Origin of the sequence: Lysinibacillus sp. NPDC048646, from assembly GCF_050272295.1 — a bacterium.
Classification (GTDB): Bacteria; Bacillota; Bacilli; order Bacillales_A; family Planococcaceae; genus Lysinibacillus.
In genome coordinates, this window is record NZ_JBNNLZ010000009.1 from 127,461 (window position 1) to 147,752 (window position 20,292).

Below are 20,292 nucleotides of genomic sequence, written 5' to 3' on the forward strand. Positions count from 1 at the left end.
AAAACATATCTATGCTTTTTTGAAAAGCGACTTATAGACTAGCTTTCTCTTTTAATGCGTCAGCCTTGTCAGTATTTTCCCAAGGCACGTTTAAGTCTGTACGACCAAAGTGACCATAGGCTGCAGTTTGTTTATAGATAGGGCGACGTAAATCAAGCATTTTAATGATACCAGCTGGACGTAAATCGAATAGCTCACGAACCCATTCTACGATGTCGCTTTCTTTTACTTTGCCTGTCCCAAACGTGTCTACTGCGATGGATACAGGCTGTGCTACACCAATGGCATAGGCAAGCTGTACTTCAACACGTTCTGCTAAGCCGGCTGCAACAATGTTTTTTGCTACGTAACGTGCTGCATATGCTGCTGAACGATCCACTTTTGTAGCGTCCTTACCAGAAAATGCACCACCACCATGACGAGCATAACCACCGTATGTATCGACGATAATTTTACGACCAGTAAGACCTGCATCACCTTTTGGTCCACCGATTACGAAACGGCCTGTTGGGTTGATGAAATATTTCGTATTAGCATCTAGTAATTCACTCGGAACAACTGGTGCAATTACTGATTCTTTTAAATCTGCTTGAATTTGTTCAAGTGTTGCTTCTTCATCATGCTGAGTTGAAATAACAATTGTATCCACACGAACAGGAACATTATTTTCATCATATTCAATCGTCACTTGTGTTTTACCGTCCGGACGTAAATATGCTAATTCACCTGATTTACGTACTTCTGTTAAACGACGAGACAATTTATGCGCTAAACTTATTGGTAACGGCATAAGTTCAGGCGTTTCGTTACAAGCGTACCCGAACATTAGCCCTTGGTCACCTGCTCCAATGGCTTCGATATCTGCATCTGTCATAGTACCTTCACGTGCTTCTAATGCTTGGTCAACACCTAGCGCTATATCAGGTGACTGCTCACCAATCGCCACTAGTACAGCTAGGTTTTCAGCATCAAAACCATATTTCCCACGTGTATAGCCAATTTCAGCGACAGTATCGCGGACAATGCCTTTAATATCTACATAAGTAGAAGTAGTAATTTCCCCTGCTACTAATACTAAGCCTGTTGTTACAGTTGTTTCACACGCTACACGTGCATTTGGGTCTTCTGCTAAAATGGCATCTAAAATGGCATCCGAAATCTGATCACAAATTTTATCTGGATGTCCTTCTGTTACACTCTCTGATGTAAACAGTCGACGGTTTGTCATTTGGTTTCCCTCCTATTACTCTTACAAATAGTATTTGCGAAATTAATACGGTACTCATTACCCACATGTCAAGTTCGCCCCTAAAGGGTTGAACTCCAAGCCGTTGTTGCTGTCGTTTCACTTTCGCACAAAAAAACAGTTGTTGCTGTCGTTTCACTTTCGCACAAAAAAACAGTTGTTGCTTTTAACACGAGGATTTCGAAAGATCCGTCATTATAATAAGGAAAGAAGTGCATATACTTACCTTTACATTCATTTTTACAAATAAAAAAATCCTTTTCTCACGTGTACTATACATGAGGAAAGGAATAATGACTTCGTAACCTTTCACTCTTATCGTTCAAGGGTTTTCCCCTTGCATCAGGTTGGCACCAACGCATGTCGTGAAATAGTTCATGCAGGTTGCCGGGTTTCACAGGGCCTGACCCTCCACCAGCTCGGGATAAGAGTATCCGTTCAATTTCTCATCTTACGTAAAAGGTAGAACGTTGTCAATCGTTTTATGTCGTTTTCTTGAAAAGTAATAAAATCACAAAAATAATTTCTGAATTAGTATAGATTATTTAAGCAATTGTGTTATACTATTTTTGAAATTAAGAAAAACTCCCTCGAACACAAGGGAATACTATAAAAAAGGATGGTATTTAATCGATGAATTCAGTAGAAATTGCAAACGAACTGAAGGAATTATTAAGCGGCGGGAACATTAACGTTCAACTTTCAGTACCACAATTAGTTGAAAAAGCTACATCTCGTGGTGAAGCAATGTTAACAGTAGATGGCGCAGTGCGTGCAGAAACTGGTAAATACACTGGTCGTTCACCTAAAGATAAATATATGGTAGAAGAAGCAGATACAAAAGATAAAATTGACTGGGGAAAAGTAAACCGACCAATTTCGTCTGAAGTATTTGACAATTTATATGTAAAAGTTGTCAAGTATTTAAAAGAACGTGACGAATTATTCGTATTCAAAGGATTTGCTGGTGCTGACAAAGACTCACAACTTGGCATCCAAGTAATTAATGAATACGCATGGCACAATCTTTTCGGTCATCAATTATTTATCCGTCCAACAAAAGAAGAATTAGCTTCTCATGTTGCTGACTTCACAGTTATCTCAGCTCCTAACTTCAAAGCAGATCCTGCAGTCGATGGTACAGCTTCTGAAACTTTCATCATTGTATCTCTTGAAAAGAAAATCATCCTTATCGGTGGTACTGAGTATGCTGGTGAAATGAAAAAATCTATTTTCGGTATTATGAACTACTTATTACCAGAACAAGGTATCCTTTCAATGCACTGTTCAGCAAACGTTGGTGAAGCTGGCGATGTAGCATTATTCTTCGGCTTATCTGGCACTGGTAAAACAACATTATCAGCTGATGCTGACCGCAAATTAATCGGTGACGATGAACATGGTTGGTCTGATAACGGCGTATTCAACATCGAAGGCGGTTGCTATGCAAAAACAATCAACCTTTCTGCTGAAAATGAACCAGAAATCTACAATGCTATTCGCTTCGGTTCTGTTTTAGAAAACGTAGCAGTTGACCCAGAGACTCGCGTATGTAACTATGATGACGGTTCTTTAACAGAAAATACTCGTGTTGCTTATCCAATCCAATACATCGAAAATATTGTTGATCCGTCTGTTGCAGGTCATCCAAAAACAATCGTCTTCTTAACAGCTGATGCATTTGGTGTATTACCTCCAATCAGTAAATTAACAAAAGAACAAGCAATGTATCACTTCTTAAGCGGTTTCACTTCAAAACTTGCTGGTACAGAACGTGGTGTAACAGAGCCAGAACCAGTATTCTCTACATGTTTCGGTTCTCCATTCCTTCCACTTCCAGCAACTGTGTATGCTGAAATGCTAGGTCAAAAAATTGATGAGCACGGTGCACAAGTATTCCTAGTAAATACTGGTTGGACTGGAGGCGAATACGGCACTGGTAGTCGTATGAAGCTTTCTTACACGCGTACAATGGTACATGCTGCAATCGATGGGAAATTAAACAACATAGAAACAATTCAAGATGCTGTATTCGGTTTACACATCCCAACAGCTGTTGAAGGTGTACCAACAGAAGTGCTTAACCCACGCGATGCATGGGCTGATAAAGCTGCTTATGATAAAAAAGCTGCTGAACTTGCTGGTCTATTCAACGACAACTTCAAGAAATTTTCAAACGTATCTGAAGCCATCACAAAACTTGGTGGGCCATTAAAATAAGTTAGACGCCAAGAGGAGACGAATACATTCGTCTCCTCTTTTTCCTTTATAATGATCTCACAAAATCATAAATAGCCTGATTCATATCTGGCTGTTTATCGCCTACCATGGAGTAATGATTGCTCGATGTTACAAACGTTTGAATATTTTTTGTATAGTTCACTGTATCTTGAAATAGCGGTTCTGCAAACAATGCAGGTAATGGGCCAATTGCACCGGTCGCCATCACTAAAAGCACAGGACTCGCAACTTTTGCTGCTATTGCCTTCGGATCATAATCTGCAAAACCTTGCAAATCCTCATTTATATTTTGGACATGCATTCTACTCTTCCAAATACCATCTATCTCGACAACCTCGTACAACACCGCTTGCTCAATCTCTTCAGACCATGTGATACCTAACATTGTATATAATTGCTGCATTTCTTGTAAGTACTGGTCCTTAAACAAATACGTTTTGTGCAGTCTACCAAGTGAGGGCTGTAGTATTGCACTAAGTGCAGGGTCAATTTTACATGCCCCATCTAAGTAAATTACTCCTTTCACATGTGGATGCTCACTAGCAATAATCGATGTGATAAATGCACCCATTGAATGTCCGATAAGTATCGGCTCGTTGATTGCTAGCTTTTCTAGTAATATGGATACATCTTTAGCATGTTGTAATACAGAACTCGTTTCTGATGGGTCACTTTCCCCTCGCCCTGCCAAATCCACAGATACCGTTTTAAAGTCTGCTTTTAACAACTGAACTAAATGATAAAAATTATGCTGATGTCCAGTTAAGCCGTGTAAAAATACAATGGTATTGTCTCCTTGCCCATCAAGTGTAACCGCCAAATCTCTTCCACCAACATCCACAAGTAATTGCTCCATTCCTTCACCCCTTCTAATAATAGAAAATTCTAACAAATTAATGATAGCACGAGAGAAAGCTAAATAAAAAGCGGAAGTACAAAATCTTTCTTTTACTATCACTGAACATAATTAAAGGCAGTCTCAAAAGACGATTTTCTTCGCTTCAACGGCTACCTTATCTTGGTTATATAATTCTTTTTTCTTTCGCACCTTTCAGCCACATTGGAAACTCATCAAGTAATTGCTCATATAAGCGTTCATCAGTTATCGTTTCCATACTATCTAGATGAAAGAAATTGGCGTTATCAATGAAGCGCCCCTCCATCGAATCTAGTTTACGTAAAACATCAAAGTTCGAATCCCCTATACCTACAAACTGCCAAAATAGCGGTTTAGTAGATGATTCTACAATGAAGCGTTTTATCCCATTCTTACATCCACCATCATTAATAAAAACAATAAATGCAGGATCTTGACTTGGCTCTTCATTCACATATTTTTTTATAACATCTTCCATAACAAGTGGCTCATCATTTCGCCCAAATTTATGTACACCTACATTATTTAGAATTTCACGCTCAACATATCCAACAAAATCTTTTTCTGTTACTGCTGGTAATCTTGAAAATTCATTATCATATACCCAGACATCCAATGCCCCGTCATCATCAAACTGACTCGCGACTGCAAGTACTCGTTCTACAGCTTCTTGAACGACTCCCTGACGATAAAGCTTACGCATAGAATCTGAAATGTCTAGTACTATTCCAACACGTGCTACAACTCCCTTTAAATTCTTTTTCTCTAATACGAGCTTAGCAGTTTGCTTTTTCAAATTAATGGAACTCACTTCACAACACCTCCAATAGTAAATATATTACAATTGAATTATATATCATTCCTATAAATTTGGAAATACACATTAATTTTCTACAAAAGAGGGGACTGTCCCAAAAGTCCTTCAAACAATAACAATCGTTTCCTATATGGCAAAAACCCGCTTCGCATTCCGCGGGCAAGGCACGAGCCACATCAGGGCAACAGTTTTTTTTGTGCGAAAGCGAAGCGTCAGCAACAGGTTTTTTTTGTGCGAAAGCGAAGCGTCAGCAACAGGTTGTTTTTTGTGCGAAAGCGAAGCGTCAGCAAGATAAATTGTCAAGGAGGACGTGACAATTTTAGCCTTCGTTCCCCATAATCTTCCTGTTGGGTCTCTGCCCTAGCTTTTCCAAAGAAGTCTACGACGATTTTTACTTTTTGGACAGCCCCCATACTATTTATTGTACCTTCATCCAATTACATAGCATTCGTACTACTAATCGATTCACCTCAGAAGGGAAAAAGTGTGTAAATTTTTCATAGTACCATGTCTCATAAATTTTTTGAGCGTCCTTTAAATAAAATTCTAGTTGTCTTGCATGTTCAATATCAACATTTTCATCGCGTAGTCCATGAATAATGAGGACAGGTGCTGTAATATGTTCGACCTCAAATAACGGGGTCCTTGCATCGTAAGCTTCAGGAGCACGATTCGGGGTGCCTCCTACAACACGCTTCATCATACGTCGCATATCTGTACGCTCCCAATATGTTGCGGTTGCATCAGAAACACCTGCCCATGTGACCACAGAAGTAATATCCTTTCGTAAAATGGCTGTCCAAAGTGCCATAATCCCACCACGTGAAAACCCAAATACATGGATATTATCATTACAAAATCGTTTTAATACATCTACACCATAAACGGCATCGAAACGATCTTGACCCGCAAATTCATCGCGACCTTCGCCACCTCTATTACCGCGATAATATGGCGCAAAGACGATAAATCCTTGTGCAGCAAACTGTGCCACTCGCGCTGGTCTGACCATGCCTATGTTTTGCATGCCACCTCGTAAATATAAAAAGCCATCATATGTACCACTTGCTTTTGGTTCAGCTAATAAGCCCTTCACTCGTAACCCCTGTGACATATATGTAATTTCAGTTAAACGAATAGCAGGATTGGGTGAAGGATAGGCACGTTTTCCCACTATTTCACCATTTGTTGTCATAACGCTTCACTTCCTCTAGCATTTTCTGCATGCCCTCATCCTTCATATGAAAGCTTAAGTTTGGATGGTTTGCAAATTCTTCATCGGTCAGCCACATCATACCTGATGTTTCTAAATCAAAGTCAATTTCCTCTTGACCTGCAAATCGTGCAGTGAAGACTGTTTTACAAAATAATATTTCATCATGAACAGCATATTCCGCAAACCATGTTAGATTTTTCACGTGTACACCTGTCTCCTCAAATACTTCACGTACGGCTGCTTCTTCTAATGTTTCGCCTGGTTCTAACTTCCCACCTGGAATTTCCACGCCACGACGTTTATGAATCGTACATAGCCACTTATTATCATGTTTTAAAAAGACGAGCACATGTTTAGGCTCCACCTTAAACTCACCTCTTGTAAAGCTTAAATCTACTTTGTGGCCATTCAAATCTATAAAAGAGAACACTGTTGTCAACTCCTAAATTTTTAATGTCTTTCTATATTATTCAATGCATCTATAATTTCATACACTGTGTCGAATCTTACTAAAAAGTTGTGACATTCTTCATTTGTGATGTTATAAAATCTCTGTTCTGTTTCTACTTAAATAAGAAGGAATCTCCCTCACGTTTGACATACCATAGAAGCACTTACGTTGCTCAATGAGGAACGTTCTTGTAAGGCGCATCTCCTTACTTTTAGTATCCCCTGAACTCACACCCTTGTTCAATTATTCATTTTACAGCCTATACAATTACTATCGATGAGGGATACATTTATTTTACTATAGTGTAATGATGTAACAACAATCAACCGATAAGATTTTGACAACCCACTCGCCAATTCAATTGAAAAAAGCGTGCTTCAAAACCTTTGAAGTCACGCTCAACTTAGCTATATTACTTGTTGACCATCAAAATAAACAGATGGATTTTTTACTACACACCCTACTATATCGCTGATAATTTAATTAAGCGTAATTTTGAGGCAAGTGCACCTTTACAAAAGCTCGTAACCGATATTACTTACTTGCCGTATGGTCAGAAACAATTGAATCTTTCAAGTATTCAAGACCTATATAATGGGGAGATTATCGCCTATTCGATCGGTGATTGCCAAGATACTGATTTTGTGTTGGATACCTTATCCCAACTAGGTACTTTACCCGAGGGATGTACCCTGCACAGTGGTCAAGGTTCAGTGTACACGTCTTATCGATATCAGCAAGCTATCAAAGGAAAAGGCATGATCATGAGCATGTCCCGTAAAAGTACGCCCGCTGATAATGCCCCATTGAATCGTTTCATTTTGCATTAAAATCTGAAACATTCTACATAGACGGTTTAAGGAGTACTACGACGGCAATCGTAGAACAAGCTGTCAAAGACTATATAAAGTATTATAACTATATCCGAATACAAGCGAAACTAAACAACCAGTCACCGGTAAAATACCGACAACTGGTTGGATGAATGCTTTTTTTACCTCCGTCTTATATACGGGAGTCAGTTCTACTTCAACTTTCTTGCTTTTTTAATTTTGCTGGATATCTAATAATCGTCCACAGCAAATAACATGAAGTCATTAAGAACGATAACTAAGTAGTTAGATACGTCTATTGAAATATGGTAGTTGTTCTACGAAAGCTTTTGTATCCGCGTCCCCATATTCATGCACAAGGGCATAAATTTTTTTCAAACGTAAATCAATGGCATCATTTTCCTGATCTAAATGATATGGTATATAAGGTAATTGCGCACGCCATGCATTTGAAATTTCTAGGAGCTGCATTTGCTGAAAGATTTTTTCAAAAACATCTAATGCTTGTCGATCAACATTAAGCTCAAAATTCCATTGACCTTCATACGGATTAGTATAATACGTTTTATTGGCAAGTGAAAAGTATACGCGTTGACGATCCATAACACGAAACACTCCTTTTTCCATAGTATGATGGCAAAAGAGTTATTTTATTCGTTGGAATGTCAAACTTCCTTCACAACTAAGTATAAAAATTCTTTTATAATAGTAATGATGAACAATGAACGGAGTGAATGCCATGAATTTAACTACTCTCATTATCGTAGCGATTATTATTGTGATTGTCATAACAGTTGCTACCATTTTAAGTGTCAATCGTGCTTATGCCTTTAAACATACAGTTGACGAAAAACCTAAGCAGAACGTACAGCATCATGATGACTAGTTCAATTAGTATATTTTCAAAAGCGAATCTCTTATAATGACAATATTAAATAGAATCTGGAGTGAGAACAATGGGTGTGCCATTACCAATTATTATTATGATCGCCATGATGATGCTAATGTTCGGGGTTTCTGTAATCGTTATCATGAAGAAAAAAGGAGACTTTTTCACACAAACCATCGATGCGAAGCCTGAAGAAAACAATACACAGCATAAGGATAGACAAGTATGAAATATCCCTTTATATGGCTCATTCAGTTATACAGAAAATTCATCTCACCAATGACGCCACCATCGTGCCGCTTTCATCCAACATGCTCTTCTTATGGTTTAGAAGCTCTTCAAAAGCACGGTGCCATTAAAGGACTAATCTTAACTGTTATACGTATTTTAAAATGCCAACCGTTCCATGCTGGTGGCTTTGATCCTGTACCTGAAAAATGGCCTTCGAGAAAGAAATAATTTTCGAAGGTCATTTTTTTCTTGTACTTTTTTTAGATGTGCGTTATTATAGGAACTGTTCAAAAAATAAATCGTAATCATTACTATTTGAAAGAGGTATCCTATTATATGAAAAAAATATTTTTATTTTTCCTAGTTACTGTTCTTGCTGTATTTACAGCAGCCTGTGGGGATAAGTCATCAACATCCAAACAGTCAGAAACAAAAGATACATTGTCCATTTACACAACGGTTTATCCACTCAGCTATTTTACTGAGCGAATTGGTGGCGATTCCGTTGAAGTGTCGTCCATTTATCCTCCTGGTGCTAACGAGCACACATTCGAACCTACTCAAAAAGATATGATGCACTTAGCAGATGCAGATTTATTTTTCTATATTGGGCTAGGTCTTGAAGGCTTCGTCGAAAACGCGAAAAAAACATTAGCTAAAGAAGATGTGACAATGGTTGCTACGGCAGATCATGTATCCGATGAAAAACTAGCTGTCAGCACTGGTCACACACATGATGAAGAAGGCGAAACTACTCATGAACACGACCATGCTGCCACTGAAGAAGAGCATGCACACGAGGAAGAAGGTCATAGTCATGAGGATCATGATCATGGTGATGTCGATCCCCATGTATGGCTATCTCCTGTGATTAGCCAAGATTTAGCACTTGCCATTAAAAATGCATTAGTTGAAAAAATGCCAGCACAAGAAGCAACATTCACAGCTAATTACGAAGCATTAGTAAAAGAGTTACAAGACTTAGATAGCGAATTTAAAACAATGGCTGAAAAGGCCGGGGAGAAAACATTCTTCGTCTCACATGCAGCATTCGGTTATATTGCTGGTGAATATGACTTAACACAAGTTCCGATTGCAGGTTTGAATTCACAAAATGAGCCTTCTCAAAAGGAATTAACTGCGATTGTTGCTAAAGCTAAAGACTTGCACATCCACTATATTTTATTTGAGCAAAACGTATCTTCTAAATTAGCAGAAGTGATTCAAAAAGAAGTTGGTGCGGAATCACTTATTCTGCATAACTTAAGCGTTTTAACAACTGATGATGTAAAAAATAAAGAAACATACTTCACGCTCATGCACAACAATATGGAAACTTTAAATACAGCATTAAACGCGCATTAACATGCACGTGAGAAAGGAGGTGCCCCGAAAGCAAGATGGGCCACCTCCTTTATTATGACTAATTTCTCTTGTGGCATACTTTTTTCCGATCTGTGTATACTTGTTAACACAAGATGAGCAACTTCAACTTCTTCTAATGTTGGAATTGCTGGTAAGTAAGCTAACGTTCTTTCAAAAATAATTTGCTTATTCATGTCGTATGGAACCATCTGTATAGGTTTGTCACTATGTGTATACCTTTTTTCTAAGTGACTAGGCTGTTCTTCTAATTGCATCGTGTAAAGTTTATTTTGCCCTAAAATAGACAGGCCACGGTCATTATTTAAGCTACTATAAGCTACAGGTATCGTCATTACTTCAACCTTACTGTCCTGCTGCAAAACAGTATAGTCTTCACTTGTTGCTGCTGGGTAACTTGCATAATCCCATATATGATCCTGTGCTAACTGCCTATCTGACAGTAGAAAATAGTTGTAACGCACTTCGCCTTGACGATCAGGCAATGGATCATCCCATGTAACGTCAATATGATACCATGCCTTTTCTAACTTCACTAATACCCATGCATGAAGTTGATCTCCTACTTCTCCCGTTACATATTGCACCTCAAAACCTAGCATCTCTAACATCCGAAAAAGCACTAAAGCATATGCTTGGCAAACCCCTTTGTTTTCCGTAAGCAATGTGTAGGGAGAGTATTGACTTCCTTTCGTTTCCTTCGAGTATTCCGAAGTGAGGACAATAAAATCATGTGCAGCCTGTAATTTCTTCAATTCGCTTAATCCATGCATAGGCGCAATAATATCCGTCAATGTCCGCTCTACAAAATCCTCCTCATCCTGAGAAATATGATAGGTAAATTGAAATTCAATGACAATATTATTGGCATAGCCATCATACTTCCATCTAAAACTAGAAATATTGGCATAATAATAAGGGTCCTTTATTGCATGTTTTATAAGCTCTGTTAGTTCATCTTTCAATGCTGAGGTATCACCTGTATAACGTATATCAAACTCAGTAGCAAATTGCTTTACTTCCTTTTGAATCTGATCTTGTAGTGTCTCTATTGTATTAGCTGTTGCAATCGTTTTTTGTTCATAATTTGCGAATACTTGCACATGACTCATTTGTAGAACAAATAATATAATGATGACATTATATATATATTTTCTCATCTGAGTCAGTCTCCTTTACTAAATAGTTTATGCCGCTCGATACATATTATGTTAATTTATTATTAAATTACCCTAAATAATTGGTGTATAAAATGAAACTGCAATCTAAAGAGACTTTGAATAAACAACAAAAGAAGCCATCATTTTAATGAAGGCTTCTTTCATGTGGAAGTAATTCCACTAATTTTCTTCGTAGCAGCTTTTTGGCACCATTGCGTGGGAGTTCATCGATAACGATGATTTCTTTAGGTACTTTATATTTAGCGAGGTTATTTTGACAAAACGCTTGTAATTGCTCAATTGATACTTGTTCCTTCAAAACGACAAACGCTATTGGTACTTGGCCCCATTGATCATGATCAATGCCACAGACCCCCGCTTCCTGTACAGCAGAATGAGCCAAAAGTACATTTTCAATTTCGGCAGGATAAATATTTTCCCCACCAGAAATAATTAAATCAGCACGACGATCTACAACAAACAAATAGCCATCCTCATCCAAGTAACCAACGTCGCCTGTATGGAGCCAGCCCTCTATGGTAGAACTTTTTTGCGCAAAACGACCAATATAACCTGGTGTTACATGTGGCCCACGTATACAAATTTCCCCTTCTCCGTGTGCATTTGGCTCTAAGATTTTAATTTGATTGAAAAATAATGGCTTCCCTGCTGAACCAATTTTATGCAGAGCATCTTCGCTTGCAAGTGTAGCGGTTTGCGACGAAGTCTCCGTCATACCATATGTTTGCGCTACTGCAAGATGTAAAGCTCTTGCACGCTTTAAATAATCCATTGGTACAGGGCCACCACCAGCCAGTATCATTTTAAAATGCGGCGAAGCTTGTGCACTTCTCTGCTCAAGAGCAGATAGAATTCGTTCTAGTGTCACAGCAACCACCGACATATAAGTCACAGATCCATCAATAATATTTTGAGCGATAGCGTCCACATCAAAATGTTCGTAAAGCTGCACTTTATTGCCGTACAGTAACGACCGAACTAAAATAGAAAAACCACTTATATGAAAGAGTGGCACAGCACATAGCCATGTATCATCAGCTTGTAAACCTAAATTCAGTACAGAGGCCGTTGCACTTGCCTGATGATTCCCAACTGTTTGACGAACCCCCTTTGGGAAGCCTGTAGTCCCAGATGTATACATAATTGATGTAGTTTGTGCTAAAGACCATTCTTTCGCAATATCAACGGCTTGCTCTGTACTTTGCTCAACAGCAGAAAATAAATGATAAGCTAAGGAATCTGTCGGTATTTTTTCTGCATCTTCATCTGCCACGATTACCGTTACAGCTTCCGAATCTTCTAGTTGATAAGCAATTTCTGACTTTGATAATCTACGATTTAGCATCACCATTTCACATTGCAAATGCATACATGCGTACATCATTACAATAAGCCCGGATGTGCTCGGCCCCATGATAGCAATTCTATCTTTTTGTTTGACACCGAGCGCTGTTAATTGACGTGCACGTTTCATGGAAAGCTCATTTAATTCTTGAAACGTCCAAGTTTGTCCTTCATATGTGAGAGCGCTACGTAACGGCGTTAAATATGCGCGCTGTAAAAGCCAATTTGGATACATCTTTGTTCCCTCCGATCATTCACAATCTAAATCTTACCGCTTTTTGATGTAATCCGTCTATCCATCTGTTTTTTATCCTTATCCATCACTTTAAAAGATTCTATCCATCACTTTTCACTTTCTATCCTTATCGACCAACAAATACATAAAAAAGCTCGCATCTACTATGAGATACGAGCCGTTAATAGATCTAAATAATCAAGGGAATCTTGGGAATTGACCGAAGTCTGGTTGACGTTTTTCTTTGAAAGCATCACGACCTTCTTTTGCTTCATCAGTCGTGTAGTAAAGAAGTGTTGCGTCGCCAGCCATTTGTTGAAGCCCTGCTAAGCCGTCTGTGTCTGCGTTCATCGCTGCTTTTAAGAAGCGTAGTGCAGTTGGAGACATTTGCAGCATTTCTTCACACCATTGAACAGTTTCGTCTTCCAATTGCCCATAAGGAACAACTGTGTTAACTAGTCCCATATCAAGTGCTTGCTGTGCATCATATTGACGGCAAAGGAACCAAATTTCACGCGCCTTTTTATGACCAATGATACGTGCAAGATAGCCTGAACCGTAACCAGCATCGAATGAGCCAACTTTTGGTCCAGTTTGTCCGAAACGAGCATTGTCAGCTGCGATTGTCAGGTCACATACCACGTGTAGTACATGGCCTCCACCGATTGCATAACCTGCGACCATCGCTACTACTGGTTTTGGAATCACGCGGATTAAGCGTTGTAGGTCAAGTACGTTTAAACGTGGGATTTCATCGTCCCCTACATAGCCACCATGCCCGCGTACCTTTTGGTCTCCACCTGAGCAGAAGGCATGTTCCCCTTCTCCTGTTAAAATAATGGCACCCACATTTTTGTCATCACGCGCGCGTGAAAATGCATCGATCATTTCCATTACCGTTTTTGGACGGAATGCGTTGCGAACTTCAGGACGGTTAATCGTTACTTTCGCGATACCGTTATAGAACTCATACTTAATATCTTCGTAAGTATGTAAAGTAGTCCATTGACGTGTCATTGTATTGCCTCCTCATTAATCAAATTCGCCTCGAAACAAGCGAGACGTTAACGTAATAATAACATTACGTTAAATTCTCCATAACTATTGTAGCAAACTCAGCGGGATTTTCCACATGAATTGCGTGTCCAACGTCATTTACTGTCACATGTTGCGCATTTTTTAATAACGCTTTCATTTCTAGTGCAATTTGACAAAATTTTTCGTCAAGTGCGCCAGTAATAAGCAACACAGATAAATCCATTCGTGCTAAAAAAGGCCAATTTGAAGGTTGTTTACCAGTTCCTATTCCGCGTAAGCTGCCGACTAAACCACTTTTCCTTTGGGTGAGTCGCTCTGTTCGAATGGCTTCTCGTGTCATTGCAGATAATCGTTTCTGCGAGTCAAATAAGGGGGTATTTTCCCAATCACTAACAAAGGATTCCACACCATTAGCTGCAATTTTTTCAGCAAGCATATAATCTCGCTCACAGCGCTCCAGACGTTCTTTAGATGTCCGTAAACCTGGAGAAGCGCTTTCTAAAATTAGCTTCTCCACACGTGCTGGATGAGTAATTGCATATGATAATGCAATACGTCCACCCATTGAATAACCTAACAACGTAAATTTTTCTAGCTGTAATTGAAGGAAAATCTCCTCTAGATCATACAGTTGTTCAAGCATGGAGAAGCGGTTCATTTGCTCAGGTACAGCCGTTTGTCCATGCCCTATCAAATCAATTGCCACAACACGCATATTTGGCATTGCATTCGCTAAATTTCGCCACGTCTCCGTACTTCCGGTAAAACCATGCAAGGCAACGATCGTTTGCTGTGCTTCCTCATTCCATATATCTATGTGCGTCTCAATGCCTCGAATCTTTAGCTTTGCCATGCTTTTAACCCTGCATTAATGAGATTCCAAAGCGCACGATGGGCATAGACATTTTCTTCTCTATCCGTAAAAATTTCTAGTAAACGTAACGGACGTTTTTTCACTATGTTAAATTTCGAAAATAGCTCCGAAATTTCCTCTACGCGGATATATTCCATATCATACATATGTGCAATAGCACGGAATTCAAGTGCCGTTGGTGTGCCAAATAAATCTTCATAATGTGCTTCTACTGTTGATTGTGGGAGATAAGAGAAAATGCCCCCACCATCATTATTCATAACAATAATGGTCATATTGCATTGTTGGTAGCGCGATGCTATGAGCCCATTGACATCGTGTAAAAACGCTAAATCACCAATGAGAAGATAGGTTTCACGGTCATTCACCTGACTAATGCCCATTGCTGTGGATACAACACCATCTATACCATTTGCCCCACGATTGGCAAAAATACGAAGATCTTTCGTCGTTTTCATTAAAAATGTATCAATATCACGAATTGGCATACTACTGCTAACGAAAATATCACTACCATTAGGGATTAACTCTAGTAAACGACTCACCATCGCGCCCTCATCAATTGCTCCTGCTGTATAGTGTTCAATATACTCCAGTGCTATATCATTGGCATCTTGCCACTCTACTAAATACTCCGCTTCTAGCGCTGTTTCAGGAATACCTAACTGTACGAGCCAATCACCAATACTCGCATGAATAAAGTGAGTCGATACACCTGTAGAATCTCTGAACATCGGATCTTCATCCACAACTATATAAGCTTGTGGCTGTGACTTCGAAATAAATTGCATCATAAATTTCGATACAGGCTGTGAACCTAAACGTAACACCGTTTCTGGTTCAACAAGTGCTTTAAATTCTTCACTTTTCATAATCGCATCATAAGCTGAAATGATGTATGGTAAACAATCTTCTGGCACAGATGTCCGCATATTTGATAAGCTCTCCACAATAAACGGCCATTTCAATTGACGGACAAAGTCCCATAAAATTGTTAAATCTGTCCCAAGTGCAAGCTCACCGATAACTACAAAGCCTCGTTTTGTCGTGCGTAAAATTGACGCTAGCTCCTGCTGTGTTGCCACGGAAGGCTTTAACTCAGCAATGCTACTTTGCTTAAATGATGCTTCAGGCAATTCTTCACGAAAATCGATCAGCAATGGCTCACGGAACGGTACATTAATATGCACAGGTCCCGACGGTGCACTTGTCGCTATGGCAACTGCCCGAGCAAGGTGACGCTCAATAAATGGCAGTGTCGGTGCAGCGTCATCTGGCAGCGGGAAATCAACACTCCACTTTACATGTGTGCCATATAAATTTGGTTGATTGATCGCTTGAGGTGCCCCTACTTCTCGTAATTCGTGCGGACGATCTGCTGTCATTACGATTAATGGTACACGTGCATAACTTGCCTCTACAATCGCTGGGTAGTAATTCGCTGCAGCTGTACCTGATGTACATAATAAGACAACCGGTTGTGCTGTAGCTTTAGCAATACCTAGTGCAAAAAATGCGGCAGATCGTTCATCAACTTGGCGATACATTTTAAGCTGCTTTGTTGATGCAAAAGCATAAGCAAGTGGTGTCGAACGTGACCCCGGGCTTACGACAACATTTCGTACACCAGCTTGTACTAGTGATGCGACTATTTTATAAACATAATCAGTTAGTATCTTCCGTTCACTCATGTAATTGTCCTCCTAACGCACGAAGCATCGGACGGAATTTCACTAACGTTTCATCATATTCAGATTGTGGTTCTGAATCAGCTACTATACCGCCACCTGCATATAAATAAGCTTTATCATTTATTAATGCTGCCGAACGAATAGCGACCGCAAATTCACCGTTCCCCTCTGCATCCATCCAACCGATTGGTGCAGCGTAAAGCCCACGATTCATCGGCTCATATTTACGTATAGCTGCCAACGCTTCCTGTCTCGGCACACCACCTAAAGCAGGAGTTGGATGCAAATACTTCGTCAATTGCAAAATAGTTGCGCCATTATTTAACTGTCCTTCAACTGGTGTATATAAATGTTGAATATCTCTAATTTTTAGTAAGCGTGGACCATTTGGTATTTGCACATTGATACAGTTTTTGCGGAAAATATCTGCAATCATATCCACAACATATTGATGCTCGCCGCCATTTTTCGGATCATTTAATAAGCTTTGTCCATAGGCTTCATCTTCATCAGCTGTTTTACCACGTTTAATCGAGCCCGCCACACAGGAGGAATAAGCATGACCATTTTCAACTTTCACTAGGCGTTCCGGTGACGCACCAAAAAACAATAATTCGTGACGCTCTAATCCGAATAAATAACTTTCTGGCTGTTCGTGAATGATTTGCGATAGTATTTGTGGTGATGCTACCTGCTCTTTAAACTGTAGTGCAAGTGATCGTGCAATAACCACTTTGTCGGCTTTCTTCGCCTTAATCAATGCTGTCACTTGGTCAATCGACGCTAGATACGGCTTCTTATACGGCTCGAAATAACTTGTCATTTCAGGTTTTGAATACGTTTTCAGTTCTTTTACCTGCGCGGCGTGAATTAAATGATCACGCTCTTTACGTAGTGCTTCGAATTGTTCTTCTGCCTGCTTTTCTTTTGTCATAAGATGTATGCTCACATACGCTTTGTCATCACGCAAAACAAGCTGATAAGTTGCCAGTGCAAAATATGCTTCAGGAAAGTCCGTCCACTCCCCATCCACATTATTTTGCGGATCAAATGTAAAGCCACCAAATAAAATGGGCTGTAGCTCAGCCTGCCCTTTCACACATTTTTTTGTTAAATGCTTCCACTCCGCCTCTACTTCGTCAAAGCGATCATTTTTTGCGTTATTTTGAATCGTATGGGCATGTCCTAATCCCACTAATGTCATTGTTTTTTCTCTATTTTGCCAATAAAATCGTTCACCTTTATAACGCTCCTCACCTGCTGCATAAAATGCTAGCGCCGATAAGCGACTTACTTCGATTGTTTCCATATAAAAATGAAGGTTTTGGCCCAAAGAGTCCACTTCTATTTCTGTGGCTTGGTACCACTTCTGTTGCATGAAAATTACCTCCGTTGTTGCAATGTACATAATCAATCAAGCCTCGTTGTCATTGTATCTGTCATTTTTCTTTCAGACAGATATACAATACTGCCAGATGTTGAATTGTCCTTTGACCTGCAAAATGTTGGTCAAGTCGGTATAGACACAGCACTTTACAAATTAACGATATCACTCTGTTAGTTTGCCATTGTAGTTATCGCTGAAAGTACAACACATCTGGAACAGTGCCGAGCTATACCATCATTCAGTGACGTTTGTACATCCATTGAATCATGTTTAATGCGCTAAAATAGCCGTCTTTCACTATTTGACGGCCCTATTCTTATATTTCCAGTTCATAAATGCATGTTCTATTGTATCATTTTTTTCAAGTGAACAGTATGTAATAAGCTGTGAACCTATCCATTTTCTCTTTCTTCGTATAAAATAAGAAGAGTCTACAATAGTTAAAGGAGAGAAAGACCTTATGACCAAAGTCATTGAAGCTGATAGGGGTTTTAAAGTTTGGTGGCATCTAACACGTCCACATACTTTAACCGCTTCATTCGTTCCAGTATTTTTAGGAACTGCGATTGCACTCGCAATTGATAAAGAAACCATTAATTTCGGACTATTTTTTGCTATGCTTATCGCAAGTATGCTTATTCAAGCAGCAACCAATATGTTCAACGAATACTATGATTACAAACTAGGACTTGATAATGAACACTCTGTTGGTATCGGTGGAACGATCGTCCGTCATGGTGTTCAGCCAAAAACGATTATGATGATTGCCTTAAGCTTTTATGCAATAGCAATGCTTCTTGGCGTTTATATTTGTGCCTCAACCTCTTGGTGGCTTGCTGCCGTAGGACTCGTTTGCATGCTTATTGGTTTTTTATATACTGGGGGACCGTATCCTATTGCCTATTCACCATTTGGAGAAATTATTTCTGGCGCTGTTATGGGAATGGGTATTGTCTTAATCGCCTTTTATATTCAAACGCTTACAGTAACACTTGATGCGATTTTACTCTCAATACCAAGTATGATTTTAGTAGGTGGCATCATGCTTTCCAATAATATTCGTGACATCGTTGGCGATACGGAAGGTGGTCGTAAAACACTTGCCATTTTAGTAGGCCGTGACCGTGCTATTTCTGTATTATCTGGCTTTTTCATCGTTTCATACTTATGGGTACTTGCATTAGTAGCAATTGATGGTATTACTTTTTGGGCGCTTATTATTTTCCTAAGTGTACCGAAGCCGCTTCGTGCAATCCAAATTTTCCGCGATAAAAAAGAAGCCAAAGAAGTAATGCCTGCGATGAAGTATACAGCGCAAACAAATACAATTTTTGGCTTCCTTTTAGGAGTCGGTCTACTGATAAATTATTTTTTCTACTGATGAAGTAAAATTTCAGGTGTGGTAAATGTGCGGTAACCTTAACGGGTTGCTGCCTTTTTCATATATTGACGAATATTTGCACTTGCAATACCGCGGACCTCTTCGTCTGTAAAATGTGCTCGTAAAGCTTCCAATAAATTTTGTACCTCCCCAGCATGTGCTAATCCCTGAACTGTACGGTCAATTCCGTCATAGTCTGAACCTAAGCCGATATGTTCAACTCCTACTAGATTCGCTAGATGTTTCACATGTGTAACTAAATCATCTAATGTCGCGTTTTCGCCGATAAAATCAGGAAAGTACACTACATGGATATGGCCACCATGCGCTACAAGTGCCTTGGCTTGCGCATCTGTTAAATTACGTGGATGGTTACAAAGCGCACGCGCATTGCTATGACTGGCGATAATATGCTTTGCAAATGGCAAGACATCCCAGAAGCCCTGCTCATTTAAATGAGATACATCTATAATAATATCCCGCTTATTTAGTAAATTCACGACTTCTTTTCCAAATGGTTTTAAGCCAAGTTTGGCATCTTGATCTGCACCATAGGCCACAGCATTTTCCTCATTCCAAGTGAGCCCTACAAGCTTCACACCTGCATCTATAATGGCAGACAGCTTCGCTAAGTCCTCACCGATAGGACTACAGCCTTCTAAGCTTAAAATAGCACCTATTTCATGTGGAGCTAATGTATCTAATTGTGACCATTCTGTAATATGCACCATACCTTCAGTTTGTAAAACATGCGTATGGAAAGCTTCAATTTGACGCATAACTTCTAAAAATTTCAAGCTCTGCGGGATGTCAGGTTGAATAAAAATAGCAAATACTTGTGCTTTGACCTGCCCTAATTGTAGCCTTTCTTTGTTTGCATGCAAACGTACATCATCTGCAAATTTTGCGATTTCTAGCTCTGTTAATTTCATTAGTACATCGCAATGTAAATCTATAATTTCCATGTCCTCACCTCT

Annotated in this window: 19 protein-coding genes, 1 pseudogene and 1 riboswitch; of the genes and pseudogenes, 7 read left to right on the forward strand and 13 right to left on the reverse strand. The window is 39.4% G+C overall.

Features of this window, described 5'->3' with window-relative positions; genetic code table 11:
• Nucleotides 1-31 precede the first annotated feature (31 nt).
• Complete coding sequence (gene metK / locus ACQKII_RS12185; RefSeq protein WP_427459577.1) at nt 32-1,228, reverse strand: methionine adenosyltransferase; 1,197 nt, start codon at nt 1,226-1,228, stop codon at nt 32-34.
• A 330-nt stretch (nt 1,229-1,558) separates the two neighbouring features.
• Nucleotides 1,559-1,677: riboswitch (SAM riboswitch) on the reverse strand.
• A gap of 202 nt (nt 1,678-1,879) precedes the next feature.
• Here metK and pckA point away from each other — a divergent pair.
• Nucleotides 1,880-3,466 carry a phosphoenolpyruvate carboxykinase (ATP) gene (gene pckA / locus ACQKII_RS12190; protein WP_427459579.1) on the forward strand — a complete coding sequence of 529 codons (1,587 nt, stop codon included), beginning with the start codon at nt 1,880-1,882 and terminating at the stop codon, nt 3,464-3,466.
• A 46-nt stretch (nt 3,467-3,512) separates the two neighbouring features.
• Here the strand turns inward: pckA and ACQKII_RS12195 are convergent, their stop codons facing one another.
• The 4 genes from ACQKII_RS12195 to ACQKII_RS12210 all read right to left on the reverse strand — a co-directional run bounded on the left by ACQKII_RS12195 (nt 3,513) and on the right by ACQKII_RS12210 (nt 6,827).
• Entirely contained in the window at nt 3,513-4,343 is an 831-nt protein-coding gene (locus ACQKII_RS12195) for an alpha/beta fold hydrolase (protein WP_427459581.1), read from the reverse strand.
• A gap of 166 nt (nt 4,344-4,509) precedes the next feature.
• Nucleotides 4,510-5,175, reverse strand: coding sequence for a vWA domain-containing protein (locus ACQKII_RS12200; protein ID WP_427459583.1), 666 nt, complete (start codon nt 5,173-5,175; stop codon nt 4,510-4,512).
• A 424-nt stretch (nt 5,176-5,599) separates the two neighbouring features.
• A complete protein-coding gene (locus ACQKII_RS12205) occupies nt 5,600-6,376 on the reverse strand; it encodes an alpha/beta hydrolase family protein (RefSeq protein WP_427459585.1) in 777 nt (258 codons plus the stop codon).
• On the reverse strand, nt 6,360-6,827 hold the full coding sequence (locus ACQKII_RS12210) for an NUDIX domain-containing protein (RefSeq protein ID WP_427459587.1): 468 nt from the start codon (nt 6,825-6,827) through the stop codon (nt 6,360-6,362). Before ACQKII_RS12210 ends, ACQKII_RS12205 begins: the two co-directional genes overlap by 17 nt.
• A gap of 479 nt (nt 6,828-7,306) precedes the next feature.
• Between ACQKII_RS12210 and ACQKII_RS12215 the strand changes: the two are divergent.
• Nucleotides 7,307-7,833 (forward strand): annotated as a pseudogene (locus tag ACQKII_RS12215) (IS3 family transposase); the annotation flags it as partial.
• Nucleotides 7,834-7,966: 133 nt separating this feature from the next.
• Here the strand turns inward: ACQKII_RS12215 and ACQKII_RS12220 are convergent.
• On the reverse strand, nt 7,967-8,284 hold the full coding sequence (locus tag ACQKII_RS12220) for a transposase (protein ID WP_427459589.1): 318 nt from the start codon (nt 8,282-8,284) through the stop codon (nt 7,967-7,969).
• 136 nt (nt 8,285-8,420) lie between these two features.
• Here ACQKII_RS12220 and ytzI point away from each other — a divergent pair, with 136 nt between their 5' ends.
• The 4 genes from ytzI (at nt 8,421) to ACQKII_RS12240 (ending at nt 10,166) form a co-directional block, all read left to right on the forward strand.
• The gene (gene ytzI, locus ACQKII_RS12225) at nt 8,421-8,567 is read left to right on the forward strand and encodes a YtzI protein (protein WP_427459591.1); all 147 of its coding nucleotides are present in this window, start codon (nt 8,421-8,423) and stop codon (nt 8,565-8,567) included.
• 70 nt (nt 8,568-8,637) lie between these two features.
• A complete protein-coding gene (locus ACQKII_RS12230) occupies nt 8,638-8,799 on the forward strand; it encodes a hypothetical protein (RefSeq protein ID WP_427459593.1) in 162 nt (53 codons plus the stop codon).
• Nucleotides 8,796-9,029 carry a membrane protein insertion efficiency factor YidD gene (gene yidD, locus ACQKII_RS12235; protein WP_036130737.1) on the forward strand — a complete coding sequence of 78 codons (234 nt, stop codon included), beginning with the start codon at nt 8,796-8,798 and terminating at the stop codon, nt 9,027-9,029. Before ACQKII_RS12230 ends, yidD begins: the two co-directional genes overlap by 4 nt.
• Before the next feature lie 108 nt (nt 9,030-9,137).
• Complete coding sequence (locus tag ACQKII_RS12240) at nt 9,138-10,166, forward strand: metal ABC transporter solute-binding protein, Zn/Mn family (protein ID WP_427459595.1); 1,029 nt, start codon at nt 9,138-9,140, stop codon at nt 10,164-10,166.
• Here the strand turns inward: ACQKII_RS12240 and ACQKII_RS12245 are convergent.
• From ACQKII_RS12245 to ACQKII_RS12270, 6 genes are all read right to left on the reverse strand, one after another.
• Nucleotides 10,163-11,344, reverse strand: a complete 1,182-nt coding sequence (locus ACQKII_RS12245; protein WP_427459597.1) for a transglutaminase domain-containing protein — start codon at nt 11,342-11,344, stop codon at nt 10,163-10,165. The genes ACQKII_RS12240 and ACQKII_RS12245 overlap by 4 nt on opposite strands.
• 145 nt (nt 11,345-11,489) lie before the next feature.
• Nucleotides 11,490-12,944: an o-succinylbenzoate--CoA ligase gene (locus tag ACQKII_RS12250; protein ID WP_427459599.1), complete on the reverse strand. Its 1,455-nt coding sequence runs from the start codon at nt 12,942-12,944 to the stop codon at nt 11,490-11,492.
• Nucleotides 12,945-13,142: 198 nt separating this feature from the next.
• Complete coding sequence (gene menB, locus ACQKII_RS12255) at nt 13,143-13,961, reverse strand: 1,4-dihydroxy-2-naphthoyl-CoA synthase (RefSeq protein WP_427459601.1); 819 nt, start codon at nt 13,959-13,961, stop codon at nt 13,143-13,145.
• A gap of 64 nt (nt 13,962-14,025) precedes the next feature.
• Nucleotides 14,026-14,835, reverse strand: a complete 810-nt coding sequence (gene menH, locus ACQKII_RS12260) for a 2-succinyl-6-hydroxy-2,4-cyclohexadiene-1-carboxylate synthase (protein WP_427459603.1) — start codon at nt 14,833-14,835, stop codon at nt 14,026-14,028.
• Nucleotides 14,823-16,547 (reverse strand): 2-succinyl-5-enolpyruvyl-6-hydroxy-3-cyclohexene-1-carboxylic-acid synthase, encoded by a 1,725-nt coding sequence (menD, locus tag ACQKII_RS12265; RefSeq protein WP_427459605.1) that lies wholly within the window; start codon nt 16,545-16,547, stop codon nt 14,823-14,825. Before menD ends, menH begins: the two co-directional genes overlap by 13 nt.
• Nucleotides 16,540-17,925, reverse strand: a complete 1,386-nt coding sequence (locus tag ACQKII_RS12270; RefSeq protein ID WP_427459607.1) for an isochorismate synthase — start codon at nt 17,923-17,925, stop codon at nt 16,540-16,542. Before ACQKII_RS12270 ends, menD begins: the two co-directional genes overlap by 8 nt.
• A gap of 469 nt (nt 17,926-18,394) precedes the next feature.
• On the opposite strand from ACQKII_RS12270, the gene ACQKII_RS12275 reads away from it, so the two are divergent.
• Nucleotides 18,395-19,315: a 1,4-dihydroxy-2-naphthoate polyprenyltransferase gene (locus ACQKII_RS12275; protein WP_427459609.1), complete on the forward strand. Its 921-nt coding sequence runs from the start codon at nt 18,395-18,397 to the stop codon at nt 19,313-19,315.
• 38 nt (nt 19,316-19,353) lie between these two features.
• Here the strand turns inward: ACQKII_RS12275 and ACQKII_RS12280 are convergent, their stop codons facing one another.
• On the reverse strand, nt 19,354-20,280 hold the full coding sequence (locus tag ACQKII_RS12280; RefSeq protein WP_427459611.1) for a dipeptidase: 927 nt from the start codon (nt 20,278-20,280) through the stop codon (nt 19,354-19,356).
• Between the last annotated feature and the right edge of the window lie 12 nt (nt 20,281-20,292).